This is a genomic window from Sneathiella litorea (assembly GCF_009882915.1).
Classification (GTDB): Bacteria; Pseudomonadota; Alphaproteobacteria; order Sneathiellales; family Sneathiellaceae; genus Sneathiella; species Sneathiella litorea.
In genome coordinates this window covers 237,877-252,309 of sequence record NZ_WTUW01000009.1, presented here as the reverse complement: position 1 = coordinate 252,309, position 14,433 = coordinate 237,877, and the positions used below count along the sequence as shown (strand labels likewise).

Below are 14,433 nucleotides of genomic sequence, written 5' to 3'. Positions count from 1 at the left end.
GGTGTCCCCACAACCGATTACGTGAAGAATTGAAGCAGACATGTCCCTCCTTGATGCCAAGCCGGTCTACAAGCCCTTTTCCTATCCCTGGTGCTATGATGCCTGGCTGAAACAGCAGCAGATTCACTGGCTGCCGGAGGAAGTGCCGCTCGCCGATGACGTGAAGGACTGGCATAACACCCTGTCGGAGTCGGAACGCCATCTGCTGACGCAGATTTTCCGCTTCTTCACCCAGTCGGATATCGAGGTCAACAACTGCTACATGCGCCATTACAGCCGCGTGTTCAAGCCGACCGAGGTGCAGATGATGCTCGCCGCCTTCTCCAATATGGAGACGGTGCATATCGCCGCCTATTCGCATCTGCTCGACACCATCGGCATGCCCGAGACCGAGTATTCCGCCTTCCTCCACTATAAGGAGATGAAGGACAAATACGACTATATGCAGCAGTTCAATGTCGAGAACAAGTCGGAGATCGCGAAGACCCTCGCCGTGTTTGGCGCCTTTACCGAGGGGCTACAGCTGTTCGCCAGCTTCGCCATCCTGCTCAACTTCCCGCGCACCGGCAAGATGAAGGGCATGGGGCAGATTGTTACCTGGTCAGTCCGCGACGAGAGCCTGCATTGCGCCTCGATCGTCAAGCTGTTCAAGACCTTTATCGACGAGAACCCGGAAATCTGGACGAAGGAATTCTGCGAGGAGCTCTATGCGACCTGCCGCGAGATCGTCGTCCATGAGGACGCCTTCATCGACCTCGCCTTCAGCGCCGGCGATATCGAGGGGCTGACCGCCGCCGAGATCAAGGGCTATATCCGCTATATCGCCGATCGCCGCCTGATCCAGCTTGGCCTCGATGAAATCTACCATATCGAGAAAAACCCGCTCCCCTGGCTCGACGCCATCCTCAACGCGGTGGAGCATACCAACTTCTTCGAGAACCGCGCCACGGAGTATTCGAAAGCCGCGACAAAGGGGACGTGGGACGAGGCGTTTGCTTGAGGGGCTAGTCGTCTAAATAGGGCCAGTTAGTTATTTCGAGCTTTTTCAAAAAGCTTCTGTATGCCCCGTGACTAGCAGGATCTTTACTGTCTGCGGTTGACCAACTTCTAAATTGGAACTTTTTAGATATTTTTTTGTCTATTTCTTTGGCTTTTTCATCTTCGCCGTTGCTCATTAAGACGTCAAGTTGGGCGATTTGTTCTTCGTACTCATTTACGTCAAATCTATAGTTGGCGTTGAGTAAAGTATCTCTACTTCCAAAAATTAAATTTAATTTTTGTTTAGGCCCTAAATAAGGAACGGAAGAGAAATCTGCACCCATAATTGAGATTCCCCTATAATCAGCCACATTAATTGATGGTATCCATGCGCCAGGTTTCGTTATAGGTCTATTTATCATGGCTCCGTCAAACCTAGTCGCCCATAGCTTGGAGTTAAAGAATTCGGAATAATTTAGCAATGTACTAAAGAATAAAGTTCCTGAAAGATTGCTATCGCTGAAATTCCCATTCTCAATTTTACAAAAACTTATATTTGCAGCGGAGAAGTCTCCTTTAGAAAAATCAATATGGGATAAATTGCTTCCCCTTAAGTCAAGTCTGAATTTCTTACTTTCTTCTAACTTTAGCTGTTTTTTCTCGCGCCTTCCAATCACGGTGATTGCTGCCTGAATATCAACTCTAGGTTTTTTAATGTCGGATAGTGATTCGGATGGTTCGAAATTATCCAATGGAGAGTTTTCTCTGATGTAAGCGCAAAGGATTTCCATAATTTGCAGGTGATCCCGTAAACTATCTTTTGCGATACGCTCTAGCGCATAGATTGCGCCAATACGAACCTCTAGGTTTGGAACCGTGCGTTCAAATGCCTTCTTATCAAATTTTTGCTCTACAAAGGCGGGGCCGCTGGCTAGTTCTTCATTTGGGAGTGGAATTTCAAAGTTTTCTTTGACAGTTTTTTCCGCCCCGAGTCCTTCGACGGCTTTATTAATTCGATCTGTAATTTGGCTTTGTTCGGCGACATTGACCTGTTTTTGGGCAACGATTGACCTCCATACAATGAAGGGGAGGCCAACAAGTGCGGCCAAAACCAGACCGACATTTCGTATCGCTTGACTGGTTGGTTCATCCATGAATGGGCCTGTTCCGAAGAACGACAGCAGTATGGAAATCAATCCAGCGAAGAAAATCAATACCGATAGAAAGGCGACGACAAATAAGCTTCCAGATACTATACCGCCTAAGCCTCTCGCTTTTGAAAAATCGGGCTCTCGATTAATATGCAGCCAATCCAGTAATGTCGGTTTTTCGTCGCTCAATTGGGTTCCCCCTAACCACGCAGGCAATAATATTATCGAATATATCCGCGAATTTGGTGTGCTGCCAAAATAAATTTTCGGCTAAGGGTATCCCCCTCAACCACACTCCTCAAAAACCCACGCCCACCTCGCCCCTGCAAGTCCGCCGTCTTTTGTCTTGGGCTTTGGCGCGCGCGTCGCTAGACTGCTCTGATCGAGGGTGAGGCGCGGGGTGCGGGATGGACAAGAAGACATACAAGAAGGAGCTCTATAAGCTGCAGGTCGAGCTGGTGAAGCTGCAGCGGCATATCATTTCCCATGATCTGAAAATCCTGATCATTTTCGAGGGGCGGGACGCCGCCGGCAAGGATGGCACGATCAAGCGCATCACCGAGCATCTCTCCCCGCGGGAGACGCGCGTCGTCGCGCTCGGCAAGCCGTCGGACCGGGAGCAGGCGAGCTGGTATTTCCAGCGCTATACGGCGCATCTGCCCGCGGCGCAGGAAATGACCCTCTTTAACCGGAGCTGGTACAACCGCGCCGGGGTGGAGCGGGTGATGGGCTTCTCCACCGATACGGAATATGAGGCCTTTATGGGCTCCGTCCTTCCGTTCGAGCATCTGCTGGTGAAAAGCGGGGTGCAGCTTCTGAAATATTATCTCGATATCTCCAAGCCGGAGCAGATCGAGCGGCTGGAGGATCGGCGGCGGAACCCGCTCAAAACCTGGAAGATCAGCCCCATCGATGCCGTCGCGATTGAAAAATGGGATGAGTATAGCGCCGCCCGCAACGAGATGCTGAGGCGCACCCATAACCCGGTGACACCCTGGCATGTGGTCCGCGCGGACAGCAAGAAGCGCGCGCGCATCAATGTCATCCGCCATATCATGGCCCATGTCGACTACCCGGAGAAAGACCTCGACTGCACCCATCCCGACCCGGAGGTTATCTCCGCGTTTGACGAAAAGCAGCTGACAAGCGGCGCTATCGCTCCGTAAGCTTTCCGGTTCGTGGTATCAGGCTGCGACGCTGCCTATTTGGGCTGTTTGCGGTTGATGTTCAGCGAGACCTTGCCGGCGTTGGAATCAGCAGTGGCCAGAACCTTGGCCTTCACCTGTTTCGGTTTCTTGATTTCCTTGTTTCCGCGCTTGTTGTTACCTTTGGACATCTGATTTCCCTTTCAAGAGAAGCTGGTCGCTATTTACACGGATAATTTTTGCCGACTTCGGACGGGTGTTACGGCGTCCTGTCCGGCTTCTTGTCGCCTCAATCCGGGAAGGGCGACAAAATCGAGTGAGAGTATGGCTGCGCGCCGTTGCTGCCGCGAGATGTCACCCCGCTTTCAGGGGGGCACCGCCGTATCGTCCGGAGGGCAGCCAATTTCACAAGCGTATTATATCACATTTTTGGATAATAAACTGGATATTTCGCGGGTGGTTAGGGCGGGTTGCGTTATTTATTGAAGAGAAGCTTTGTCGGGTCGCTCATCATCTGGAGCTTCCTATTGGCGACGCGGCCAGCCTCATCCTCTGAATAGATGTCCTGAAGCCGGTCGAGGAAATACATGTTTATGGGCAGCTTGTTCTTCACCACGACCGAGCCGCGGACCGTGAAGTCGAAATAGGGGGCGATCTGGTGGTGGACCCGCTCCGAGACATTTATTTTTTCGGGCTCGCTGTGTGCCTCCAGTCGCGCCGCCACATTGACCGCATCGCCCCAGATGTCATAGGTGAAACGCTTTCGCCCGACAAGGCCCGCAATAACCGGCCCGCTGTGGATACCGATGCGGAACTCAAAATAGGGTAGCCTCAACTTCTGCCGTTCCGCCTTCTTTTTCGCCGCCACATCCTGCATGGCCAGCGCGGCAAGGCAGGCCTTTAACGTATGGAGCCGGTCGCTACTTGGCACGCCCGCGGCGGCCATATAGGCATCGCCAATGGTCTTGATTTTCTCAAGGTTGAATTGCTCCATAATGTCGTCGAAGGCGGCGAAATAGGAGTTGAGCATCCCGATCAGCGTGGCCGGTTCTGCCTTTTCCGTCAGGCTGGTAAATCCGACAACATCGGCGAACAGGACCGTTGCATCGTTGAAAAACCGCGGGGCCACCTTGTTGGATTCCAGAAGTTCATGGGCGATGGACTCCGGCAGGATCGTCGTCAGCAGGTTATCGGCCCGCGCCTTTTCTTTCTCCAGCGCGGCATGGGTAACGTCCAGTGCCCGCATGGTCTCGTCCAACTCGATAATCCGGCGGCGGTATTCCAGCTGGGCCATGGTTTGGTGCGCGAGGCGGCGGATTGCCTCCTGGCATTCAAAGGTCAGTTCGCGGGGCTTGAAATCCATGACGCAGATGGTACCGATGGCGAAACCGTCCGGAGTCACCAGCGGCATAGCGCAATAAAAGCCGAGGAAAGGATCGCCGACCACAAAGGGAAAATCCTTGTAATAGTCGTCCTGCTTGAGATCCGGGACGAGCACCAGCTCGGAGCCGCAGACAGTGACCGAGCAAAAGGCAATCTCCCGCGGGCAGCCCTCAAAATCGGCGGGCAGCCCGTATTTCGACTTGAACCAGAAGCGGTCGTCCTCAATGAAGCTGACATAGGCGACGGGGCAATCGCAGATCTGCGCGGCGAGCTGGCAGATATCCTCGAACGCGGCCTCCACGGGCGTATCCATGATACGATAGGAGCGCAGGGCCTCGTTACGTTCGACTTCGTTTTCCGGTACCGGATAGGTCAAATCAGAGCCTCTCGCTTATCAGAGGGCGGGCAATCGGACGGCGGCGCTTATTGCTTGGTGACGTCGTTCTTCATGCTGTACAGGATGAAGAGTACCTCTTCCTTCTCCCGCTGGCCAACATTGTTTTTCTCGAGCGCGTCCAGCGCATCGTCGAGGACGGCTATAAATTCCGCATTGCTGATGTTCATGCCCTTATGGACAGAGACCATGTCCGGGCCGGTGTAGTTATTTGGCCCGCCGGTTCCCATGATGAAGAAATCAGACGCAGACCGCTTTGCCTTCGCCACATCGGTTTCGACAAACCGCTTCGCGATTTCCGGGTTATTGATATGATTGTCGACCAGCACGTCCACGATTTTTTCTATTTTCTCAGTGCCGCCCAGCCGTTCGTATAGTGATGCGCCCATAGATCAACTCCTCATTTTCTGATTGCGTATTAGGAAAGTCTATTGCAAGCTCAGAAAGCCGTCTAGTTCAGAAACTGAACCTTAATGGACGTGCGGGGAATGTTTGGCGCGGCGGGGGTGTCCGCCATTGACGGGAGGTAGACATTATGCAGGCAAGCTACAAGCAATTCTGCCCGGTCGCCATGGCGGCGGAAATACTCGGCACCCGCTGGACAATCGTCCTGTTGCGGGAATTGATTGCGGGGTCCACCCGCTTCAATGACCTGCGGCGTGGTGTGCCGCGCATGTCGACGGCGCTGCTCTCGCAACGATTGAAGGATCTGGAGGGCGCAGGGATTATCGAGAAATTCCCTTTCGAAGCTGACCGCAGCACCCATGAATATCGCCTGACGGACGCGGGGCGTGACTTGCAGACGGTGATCGAAAGCATCGGTATCTGGGGGCAGCGATGGGTCAGCACCGACCTGTCGCTCGACAATCTCGATCCGAACCTGCTGATGTGGGATATGCGGCGCAATCTCAACCCGACACCGTTGCCGTCCGTCCGCAATGTGTTCGAGTTTCAATACACGGACCTGCCCACGTCACAGCAATATTGGTGGGTGATCGTGGATCCGGGTGGCGAGGTGGATATCTGCTCTGTTGATCCGGGCTTCGAGGTGGAGCTTTACGTCAAGACTACATTGCGGACCATGACCTCGATCTGGATGGGCCTGTCAACCGTGGCGGAGGAGAAGAAACGGAACAACCTTGAATTGGAGGGCAACAGCAGTCTTGCGAAAAACATGCAGATATGGCTCGGCCTCAGCCCCTTCGCAGTAGAGAAGAAACGGGTGTAAGAGCACGGGGTTAGACGCTTCGTGTCAGCCCGCCGTCAATACGGATATTCTGCCCCGTAATATAGGCCGCCACGTCGGAGGCGAGATAGCTCACCAAACCGGAGACTTCATCGGCTTTCCCGTAGCGTCCCATGGGGATACGAACTCGGCGATCCTCTGTCTCCGGCAGGCTGTCAATAAAGCCGGGGAGGATGTTATTCATCCGCACATTGTCACCCGCGAACTTGTCCGAGAACAGCTTGGTGAAAGAGGCGAGACCGGCCCGGAACACGCCCGACGTCGGGAAGAGGGGGTCGGGCTCGAACACCGCGAAGGTGGAGATATTGATGATCGTCCCGCCGCCCTGTTTCGCCATGATCGGGGCGACCATCCTTGCAGGCCGGATAACGTTGAGGAGATACACCTCCATCCCCTTGTGCCAGTCCTCATCGCTGATCTCCAGCACGTCGCCCTTCGGTCCATGCCCGGCGGAATTGACCAGCACATCGATGCGGCCCCATGTCTTCATCGCCAGATCGACCAGTTTCTGAAGATCTTCCTTTTCCAGATTTGAGCCGGTGAGGCCAACGCCACCAAGTTCCTCAGCGAGCGCTTCGCCCTTACCGGAGGAGGAGAGGATCGCGACCTTAAAGCCGTCGTCCGCGAGTTTCCGCGCCGCGTCCGCACCCATGCCGCTGCCGCCTGCGGTGATAAGAGCCACTTTTTCCGATGCCATTATCTTTCTCCCGGTTGATCATTTTCTCCACTATAGGCGGGCGCTCTATCTTTTCCATTTATTTCGGCTAAACTTGCGGTGAAAAGGAGAGCATAGCCGTGCAACGCCGCCTGAGCGCCATTCTCGCCGCCGATGTGGTGAATTATTCCCGCCTGATGGGCGCGGATCAAACCGGCACGCTCTCGGCGCTCCGGGCAATGCGGAGGGACCTGTTCGAACCCGCCGTCGCCAACCATCGCGGCCAGATCGTCAAGCGCATGGGCGATGGCTGGCTGGTCGAATTCGTCAGCGTCTCCGATGCGGTTGACTGCGCGATGCAGGTGCAGGAAGGGCTCGCGGACCATGATCTCCTGCGCCTCAGGATCGGCATCCATATCGGTGAGGTCATTTTCGAGGAGGAGGATATCTATGGCGACGGCGTTAATATCGCCGCGCGGCTCGAAGCGCTGGCCGAGCCCGGGGGGCTGCTGATTTCCGACAGTGCGCGGAACAGCCTCGATGGCAAGGCGGCGGCGGTCTTTTCGGACTGCGGGCCGCAATCGCTCAAGAATATCGCGCGGCCGGTTTCCGTCTGGCGCTGGTCGGTCGGCGGCGGCGCGCCCACGGGTGTCGTGGAACCTCTCGCGCTGCCCGAGAAACCCTCCATTGCGGTGCTGCCCTTCACCAATATGTCCGGCGATCCGGAACAGGACTATTTCGCCGACGGCATCACCGAGGATATCATCACCGAGCTTGCCCGCCTCCAGAGCCTGTTCGTAATCGCCCGCAACACCAGCTTCACCTTCAAGGGAGAAAGCCGCAATATTCAGGATGTCGCGCGGACGCTTGGCGTGCATTACGTGCTGGAGGGCAGTGTGCGCAAGGCGGGCAACCGTGTACGCGTGACCGGTCAGCTGATTGACGGCAAGAGCGGCGGCCATGCCTGGGCGGAGCGGTATGATCGCGATCTTGCCGACATCTTCGCGGTTCAGGACGATGTGACGGACAAGATCGTCAAGGCGCTGAAGGTCAGCCTTGTGGGTGCAGACGAACTGCCGGAGCGGGCGGAGACGGCGGCGCCCGAGGCTTATGACTGCGTTCTCCGTGGGCGCGAGCAGTACCGGCTCTTTACGAAAGAGGCGCTGGCCAATGCCCGCGCCCTTTACGAGCGGGCCACCGCCATTGATCCGGCCTATGCCGCGCCCTATGCCGGTCTTGCGGAGGTGTGCCTGCATGAATGGTTCCTTGGCGATGCGGCGGCAATTGACACGACATTCGAGCTGGCGCTGAAGGCGGCGAGCCTCAATCCCGACCTGCCGCTGGTCTATGAGGCGCTCGGCAATGCCTATCTGTTCACCGGCCGCCATGACGAGGCGATTGCGGCCTTCCTGCGCTGGATCGAGCTGGAACCGAACAGCGCCGAGGCCTTTGCCAACCTCGCCGGAGCCCATGTGTTCAACGGCGATCCGGAAAAGGTCCATGACCTGATCGCCAAGGCGTCGCGCCTCAATCCCGTCTATCCCTTCTATTATCCGCTGTATCGCGGCCAGGCCTATTTCGTCGCGGGCCGCTATGAGGAGGCGGCGGACTTCATCAAGCGGGCGGCGGATCTCAATCCGGCCTCGCCGCATCCGCCGATGTGCCTTGCCGCCAGTCTCGCCCTTCTGGGCCGGGAGGAGGAGGCGAAGGCCGCCGTCGCCGCGACCTATGCGATCATTCCGGACGCGCGCCTCGGCTCGGTTCAGAAGAACCTGCCGTTCCGGCGGCCGGACGATCTTGATCGCCTGCTCGGCGCGATGCGGCGCGCGGGATTTACCGACTGAAGGCTAGCGCTGCTGCCATCCCGGGGGAAATCCTCTCGCTTGCGCGGGCGGATGGTCAGTCGTCATGCCCGCCCCGGAGGGTAAGCCATTTCAGGTAAATACCGGCAACGAGGGAGATCAGGGTGATCACCATCAGCAGGGTGAGCAGCGGGATGGCCCCCGAAGTCTCGCTCACTAGGGTGCCGGTGAGAGCGGTCAGTGCGCCGCCACTGCCGACGGCCAGCGCGCCGATGAGCCCGACGGCGGATCCGGCAAGCTCCGGCCGGATTGACATGGCACCGGCATTGGCGTTTGGCACGGTCAGGCCATTTCCGGCGCCGATCAATATCAACGGTCCGAACAAGGTCAGGGCATTTCCCATATCGGCGAGGAAGAAGAGCAGGGCGCTAACCGCCCCGATTACCGCGATGACGCGTCCGGCGAGGATCAGGCTGGTCAACGACACGCGATGGGCGAGGCGGCTGGAAAGAAAGGTGCTGCAGGTAAAGCCGATGGTAATCGTCCCCATGTAGACCCCGAGCAGGGCCGGCGACAGGCCGAGCATGACCACCGCAATCAGGGGCACCCCGGCGATAAAGACGTAGAAGCCGCTGTTGGAAAAGGCCATGCAAACGGCATAAGCCCAGTAGCGCACGGATTTCAGCAGATACGGGTAGCTTCTGAACTGTTGGCGGAAATTCTCGCTGCGGCTCAGGTTGGTTTCTCTCAGGTCGAACCAGCAGAGGAACAGCGCCAGCACACCGAACAGGGTATAGGTGATGAAATTTGCGCGCCAGCCGAACAGCTCGTCCAGCACCCCGCCCAACATCGGGCCGAGCAGCGGCGCGACGGACATCGCCATGGTAATGAGGCTGATGCGGCTGGCCGCTTCCTTATGCTCGGACGTGTCGCGGATGACGGCCAGCGCAATGGCCCATCCGGCAATGATTGTTCCCTGCATAACCCGGAAAAGAAGAAAGACCCAGACATTCGTCGCGAGTGTACAGACAAAGGACGCCATCACGAAGATGACAAGCGCGACGAGCATGACAGGCCGCCGCCCGTACCGATCCGATAAGGGGCCGATGATCAGCATCAGCACCGCCGTGATCCCGAGATAGCCAGCGACCGCGAGAGTGAGGAGCGCATAGTCCGCGTCAAAATCCCGGGCCATATTGGCGAGGGACGGCACAAACATGTTAAGTGACAAGGTTGAGAGGGCCGTAAAAACAACCAGCGTGATCATCCGGGGGGGAGTGGCGGCAAGGGGCATGTTGTTCTCGTTACTATTCTGCATAAAAAAGCCCCCGAATTATCGGAGGCGCATGGGGAACGGTCTGGTATCCGCTACCTGCCCATGCGCAATTCCTTCACCACAAATACACGTGGCCTGATATGAGATTTCCATTCCATATGAGACAGGTTATGACCCTAGCACGATGCGGTCAAGCCTTTGCAAATCAACGTGTGCCGATCTGATCGAGGGAGACCTTGCGGTTAAAGAGCTTCTCGGCGGTTTTATAGGCGATCTGCTCGGCGGTTTCGCGGGGCAGCAGGCTCAGCCATTGCCGGTTAAGCGCGATCAGCTCCGAATAATTGTCCCACTGGCTGTTGACCCAGGTATCCGTGCCGACCATCAGCCGGTCGGAAAAGCGCATAATGATGCGCCGCCAGGCCGGATCGATTTTATCATCGGCGATAAGGATATCCCGCTCCCGGAAGGAGGTATCGGCATAAAGCGTCGGATAGGTCTCCATCACTTTCTCCACCACCTCTGCCGGTTCGCTCATCCCTGCATGAGCCCAGATGACAGTGAGGTCGGGTTCCAGCTCATACAGGAGATGCACCGGATCGGCCCCGGAATGGATATGGATGGGGATGGAGCGCGTTTTCGCCATCTGGGTCACTTTTTGAAGCAGCGGCCGATCGGTGGGGTCGAGATTATGGATATGAAACTCGCCGAGGCCCTCATGCGGATATTTCGCGAGGCGTTCTTCGAGATATTCCTCCATTCCGGGCGCTTTCGTCCAGTTGCTGGAACCAGCGGAACCGTGATAGGGGCGCAGCTCCGGCACGATGCGGTTCGGCGCGTACTCCCAGAGCTTGATTGTCCCCTCATCGGGGGTGGAGGAGACAAGACCCATGGCGACGCCGTTTCGGTCCATTAGCTCAATGACGCTTTTCACGGGGTAGGGGCCCCAGGCAGGCTCCTTATAATGGATATGGGCATCAAACAGCGGGACGTCCTTGATCGCCGCGCCAATCGGCGCATGATCGCCATCCGCCCCGGCGAGTGACGACGTGAATGTGAGCAGGGCTGCAAGAAGAAGGACGGGTCGGAAAAGGGTCATGCTACCTCCGGAAAGGGGAAATCCACAGTGAGCAGCATAGCATATTTTTGCAGCTATCCTCCGTTACTCTGCAACCATGTCGCCGGTGCCGCCAAGTTCGGCCGGAAAATCCCTGAGTTTCGGTAGGCCGTCCTTCATATGCAGCACCGTTTCCGCGTAATTCACATGGACGCCGGGCTCGAATTTCAGGTCTGGAATAGTTGCCGCATAGACATCGACCAGCCCCATTCCCGGATGATTGGTCATCACATGACCCCCGCAGAGCTTGCAGAACTGCCGCTCGCTGCTCGGGTTCTTGGTGTAGGTGCCAAGGTGGTCCGCGCCCTTGGTGACCTTGACGGCCTTGGGTTTCCAGAGGGTAAAAGCATTAACGGGGCCCGCCGACCAGGAGCGGCAGGAGCTGCAGTGACAATAGCCCATTCCTTCCGGCACGCCTGTCACTTTCACTTCGACAGAGCCGCAGAAACAAGTTCCGGTATAGGATCTTTCCATCAAAGTACCCTCCAATTTAAATAATTAGAATGTCCTAATTTATACCTCCTGCAGTGAAATAACAATCTCCATTGTTCGACAACTTTAGGGCAGGGTCGCTGCTATTTCTTTTTACTGCACTTGTCTTTCTTCCTGGATTTGCCGTCTTTCTTAGACTTTGCGTCTTTCTTAGCCTTCTTGCTCTTTTTCGGCTTGTCGGCCTTTCCGGACTTTTCGCTTTTTTTCGCCTTGGCGGGCTTGGCGTCCTTCTTTTTATCTTTCTTCTTGTCCTTTTTCTTGGTCTTCTTTGGCTTGTCGGCCGTGTCCGCTTTCTTGGTCTTTTCCGCCTTTTTTGCTTTTGCCTTGGCGGGTTTCGCGGCCGTGTCCGTATCCGTGTTCGCAGATGCGCCCTTGATCACGGTGACAGGGACGGCCGGTTTCGGGGCGGCTGTTTTCGGGACAGGTGCCTTGACCTGCGCCGCCGCGATATTGGAGACGGGCGTGGGTACAAGGGAGGCTTTCGCCGCGTTGATCAATACTTTCGCCCGCGCTTCGCCGATGCCCGGGACGGAGAGGAGATCGGCAACCTCGGCCTTGGCCAACTGCTCGGCGGTGGTAATTCCTTTATCGAGGAGGCCCGTGCCCGTCGTCGGGCCAACACCTTTAACGTCAAATACTGTCAGCATATTCGTTATCCTTTTCGCACGGATAAAAAGGCCGGCGCAAAGGCCGGCCTTAATGTGGGTTCAAACGGCGTCAGGCAGCTTTCTTGAGGGCTTTTTTCGCCTTCTTCAGCTTGCTTTCCTGTTTGACAATCTTCGCCTTGCGGCTTTTGATTTCTTTCTTCAGGTCCTTGATTTTCGCTTTCTTCGCCATGATACGTTTATCCTAGGTTATTGATTGGAAAATGCAGGGCAATCAGTCCGACGTAGCGTGTTGCTTCAGAAAGTCACGGATAAACCGCCGGACCTCGCGGGCGGCGCTGGTATCCAGTTCGTCACAGAGTTCGACAAACTGGTCCCGTTCCTTGCCCTTGATGCGAATGATCAACTGGCTGTCCTTCCGTTCCTTTTTCTTCGGCTTTTTGTCTGCTGCCATTGGTACATCTGCTCCTTACATGGCAATAAGTATATCGAACGCATATCGTATGTATATACATTTTATATGACAGTTTTATGACACCGGTCAAGGATCCCTGCGTTTGGGGCGAGCCGCTTACTTGTAGATTAATGTCCCGTCGTCAAGGTCGGCATTGGCCAGTGTTTCCTTGTCGACATAGTAATCCTGCGTATGAACCCAGGGGTCCTTGTCGCCCTGCTTGGGCATGATTTTCAGGGCGCGGGTAAGGTATCCGGCGTTGAAGTTCTCCGGATCGACGAAGGGCTTTTCGGGCATGTCCTTGTCCTCCTCGCGGAGCTGTGGAACCACCATGCGTGCGCCCTTCTGCGCCATATGTTTCATCAGGCGGCAGACAAAATCCGCCACCATGTCCGAGCGCATGGTCCAGCTGGTGCGGAGGTAGCCGAAGACCCAGGCCATGTTCGGGATGCCCGAGAACATGATCGCCCGGTGTGACCAGCAGTCGCCAAAATTGAGCGGCTTGCCGTCGATGGTGAAGGCGATATCGCCGAGCGCGCTCATATTGAAACCGGTTGCGGAAATGATGATATCGGCTTTTAGCTCCTTGCCCGACTTGAGCAATATGCCATCTTCCGTGAAATGATCGATCTGGTCGGTGACGACCGACGCCTTGCCATCGCGGATCGCCTGGAACAGGTCCCCATCCGGCACAAAGGCGAGCCGCTGCCGCCACGGGCGGTAGGTCGGCGTGAAATGCGGATCAACCGGCACGCTGTCGCCGAGATACTTCTTCGCACCCTTGATCAGATCCTCGCGCAGTTTCTCCGGCTCCTCAAAAGAACGTCGGGTGATTTCCTTCTGATCGAAAAGGACCTTGCGCCGCGCAATCTCATGTATCCATTCATCCGGCACGTCGAGTTCGCGCAGGGTTTCCGCCAGTTCGTCGCGGTTGGCGCGGGCGGAAAAATAGGTGGGGGAACGTTGCAGCATGGTGATATGCCCAGCGTCTTCCGCCATCGCGGGGATCAGGGTCGCTGCCGTCGCGCCGGAGCCAATGACGATCACCTTCTTGCCCCTATAGTCCAGATCCTCCGGCCATGTCTGCGGGTGGATAATCTCGCCCTTGAAATCCTTCTTGCCCGGATAGTCGGGCATGTACCCCTCGCTATGGCGGTAGTAGCCCTGGCACATCCAGAGGAAATTGCAGGCATAACGCCGTATATCGCCGCTTTCCTTATCCAGCACCTCCAGTGTCCAGCGTTTCTCCTCGCTGGACCAGACGGCGGTCTTCACCTCATGGGAAAAGCGGATATGGCGGCGCAGGTCATTTTCATCGAGGCTTTCATCGAGATAGCGGAGAATTTTGTCCGCCGCTGCAATGGGATCATCCTTCCAAGGCTTCCACTTGAAGCCGAAGGTGAAAAGGTCACTGTCCGAGCGGATACCCGGATATTTATGGGTCGCCCAGGTGCCGCCGAATGTGTCTTGTGTCTCCAGCACGGCAAAGCTTTTGTGCGGGCAGAATTTCTGAAGATGGTAGGCCGCGTCGATGCCCGAAATGCCAGCGCCAACAATCAGCACATCAAAGTAAAGGATTTCGCCCTTGGTTTCCTGGGCACTCTCGACCGCTGCATCCATGGTCACTCCTCCCTATCGCCTTCGGCGTTGTTCGTTATTAGCTAATAGAATAGCGAACTCAACCTGCTCCGCAATAGTCAATTGCGCGTGAGGGCTCTTATATGGGAATATAGGATGG

At 56.1% G+C, this 14,433-nt stretch carries 15 protein-coding genes; 4 read left to right on the top strand and 11 right to left on the bottom strand.

Annotation, left to right across the window (positions count from 1 at the left end; translation table 11 throughout):
• Window positions 1-40 precede the first annotated feature (40 nt).
• Window positions 41-1,000, top strand: coding sequence for a ribonucleotide-diphosphate reductase subunit beta (locus GQE98_RS15170; protein WP_161316557.1), 960 nt, complete (start codon window positions 41-43; stop codon window positions 998-1,000).
• A 4-nt stretch (window positions 1,001-1,004) separates the two neighbouring features.
• Here the strand turns inward: GQE98_RS15170 and GQE98_RS15165 are convergent, their stop codons facing one another.
• A complete protein-coding gene (locus tag GQE98_RS15165; RefSeq protein WP_161316556.1) occupies window positions 1,005-2,318 on the bottom strand; it encodes a pentapeptide repeat-containing protein in 1,314 nt (437 codons plus the stop codon).
• Between the two features lie 218 nt (window positions 2,319-2,536).
• On the opposite strand from GQE98_RS15165, the gene ppk2 reads away from it, so the two are divergent.
• Window positions 2,537-3,295, top strand: coding sequence for a polyphosphate kinase 2 (gene ppk2 / locus GQE98_RS15160; RefSeq protein WP_161316555.1), 759 nt, complete (start codon window positions 2,537-2,539; stop codon window positions 3,293-3,295).
• Window positions 3,296-3,330: 35 nt separating this feature from the next.
• Here the strand turns inward: ppk2 and GQE98_RS18320 are convergent, their stop codons facing one another.
• The 3 genes from GQE98_RS18320 to GQE98_RS15150 all read right to left on the bottom strand — a co-directional run bounded on the left by GQE98_RS18320 (window position 3,331) and on the right by GQE98_RS15150 (window position 5,440).
• Window positions 3,331-3,465 (bottom strand): hypothetical protein, encoded by a 135-nt coding sequence (locus GQE98_RS18320; protein ID WP_281351315.1) that lies wholly within the window; start codon window positions 3,463-3,465, stop codon window positions 3,331-3,333.
• 284 nt (window positions 3,466-3,749) lie between these two features.
• Complete coding sequence (locus GQE98_RS15155) at window positions 3,750-5,033, bottom strand: adenylate/guanylate cyclase domain-containing protein (RefSeq protein WP_161316554.1); 1,284 nt, start codon at window positions 5,031-5,033, stop codon at window positions 3,750-3,752.
• A gap of 47 nt (window positions 5,034-5,080) precedes the next feature.
• A complete protein-coding gene (locus tag GQE98_RS15150; protein WP_161316553.1) occupies window positions 5,081-5,440 on the bottom strand; it encodes a group I truncated hemoglobin in 360 nt (119 codons plus the stop codon).
• Window positions 5,441-5,583: 143 nt separating this feature from the next.
• Here GQE98_RS15150 and GQE98_RS15145 point away from each other — a divergent pair, with 143 nt between their 5' ends.
• Entirely contained in the window at window positions 5,584-6,279 is a 696-nt protein-coding gene (locus GQE98_RS15145; RefSeq protein WP_161317354.1) for a winged helix-turn-helix transcriptional regulator, read from the top strand.
• A gap of 10 nt (window positions 6,280-6,289) precedes the next feature.
• Here the strand turns inward: GQE98_RS15145 and GQE98_RS15140 are convergent, their stop codons facing one another.
• Window positions 6,290-6,994, bottom strand: a complete 705-nt coding sequence (locus tag GQE98_RS15140; RefSeq protein WP_161316552.1) for an SDR family oxidoreductase — start codon at window positions 6,992-6,994, stop codon at window positions 6,290-6,292.
• 98 nt (window positions 6,995-7,092) lie between these two features.
• Here GQE98_RS15140 and GQE98_RS15135 point away from each other — a divergent pair, with 98 nt between their 5' ends.
• Window positions 7,093-8,796 (top strand): tetratricopeptide repeat protein, encoded by a 1,704-nt coding sequence (locus GQE98_RS15135; RefSeq protein WP_161316551.1) that lies wholly within the window; start codon window positions 7,093-7,095, stop codon window positions 8,794-8,796.
• 55 nt (window positions 8,797-8,851) lie between these two features.
• Here the strand turns inward: GQE98_RS15135 and GQE98_RS15130 are convergent, their stop codons facing one another.
• From GQE98_RS15130 to GQE98_RS15105, 6 genes are all read right to left on the bottom strand, one after another.
• Complete coding sequence (locus tag GQE98_RS15130) at window positions 8,852-10,072, bottom strand: multidrug effflux MFS transporter (RefSeq protein ID WP_202526335.1); 1,221 nt, start codon at window positions 10,070-10,072, stop codon at window positions 8,852-8,854.
• A gap of 163 nt (window positions 10,073-10,235) precedes the next feature.
• Window positions 10,236-11,126: an amidohydrolase family protein gene (locus tag GQE98_RS15125; protein ID WP_161316550.1), complete on the bottom strand. Its 891-nt coding sequence runs from the start codon at window positions 11,124-11,126 to the stop codon at window positions 10,236-10,238.
• 63 nt (window positions 11,127-11,189) lie between these two features.
• On the bottom strand, window positions 11,190-11,618 hold the full coding sequence (locus GQE98_RS15120) for a GFA family protein (protein ID WP_161316549.1): 429 nt from the start codon (window positions 11,616-11,618) through the stop codon (window positions 11,190-11,192).
• A gap of 101 nt (window positions 11,619-11,719) precedes the next feature.
• Complete coding sequence (locus GQE98_RS15115) at window positions 11,720-12,283, bottom strand: helix-hairpin-helix domain-containing protein (protein WP_161316548.1); 564 nt, start codon at window positions 12,281-12,283, stop codon at window positions 11,720-11,722.
• A gap of 232 nt (window positions 12,284-12,515) precedes the next feature.
• A complete protein-coding gene (locus tag GQE98_RS15110) occupies window positions 12,516-12,695 on the bottom strand; it encodes a hypothetical protein (RefSeq protein WP_161316547.1) in 180 nt (59 codons plus the stop codon).
• A gap of 117 nt (window positions 12,696-12,812) precedes the next feature.
• The gene (locus tag GQE98_RS15105) at window positions 12,813-14,315 is read right to left on the bottom strand and encodes a flavin-containing monooxygenase (protein WP_161316546.1); all 1,503 of its coding nucleotides are present in this window, start codon (window positions 14,313-14,315) and stop codon (window positions 12,813-12,815) included.
• Between the last annotated feature and the right edge of the window lie 118 nt (window positions 14,316-14,433).

Bases quoted from the DNA above. Each gene is read 5' to 3' on its own strand.
- GQE98_RS15120 (WP_161316549.1), bottom strand. From the start codon at position 11,618: ATGGAAAGATCCTATACCGGAACTTGTTTCTGCGGCTCTGTCGAAGTG.
- GQE98_RS15150 (WP_161316553.1), bottom strand. From the start codon at position 5,440: ATGGGCGCATCACTATACGAACGGCTGGGCGGCACTGAGAAAATAGAA.
- GQE98_RS15130 (WP_202526335.1), bottom strand. From the start codon at position 10,072: ATGCAGAATAGTAACGAGAACAACATGCCCCTTGCCGCCACTCCCCCC.
- GQE98_RS15105 (WP_161316546.1), bottom strand. From the start codon at position 14,315: ATGGATGCAGCGGTCGAGAGTGCCCAGGAAACCAAGGGCGAAATCCTT.
- GQE98_RS15170 (WP_161316557.1), top strand. From the start codon at position 41: ATGTCCCTCCTTGATGCCAAGCCGGTCTACAAGCCCTTTTCCTATCCC.
- GQE98_RS15115 (WP_161316548.1), bottom strand. From the start codon at position 12,283: ATGCTGACAGTATTTGACGTTAAAGGTGTTGGCCCGACGACGGGCACG.
- GQE98_RS15140 (WP_161316552.1), bottom strand. From the start codon at position 6,994: ATGGCATCGGAAAAAGTGGCTCTTATCACCGCAGGCGGCAGCGGCATG.
- GQE98_RS15125 (WP_161316550.1), bottom strand. From the start codon at position 11,126: ATGACCCTTTTCCGACCCGTCCTTCTTCTTGCAGCCCTGCTCACATTC.
- ppk2 (WP_161316555.1), top strand. From the start codon at position 2,537: ATGGACAAGAAGACATACAAGAAGGAGCTCTATAAGCTGCAGGTCGAG.
- GQE98_RS18320 (WP_281351315.1), bottom strand. From the start codon at position 3,465: ATGTCCAAAGGTAACAACAAGCGCGGAAACAAGGAAATCAAGAAACCG.
- GQE98_RS15110 (WP_161316547.1), bottom strand. From the start codon at position 12,695: ATGGCAGCAGACAAAAAGCCGAAGAAAAAGGAACGGAAGGACAGCCAG.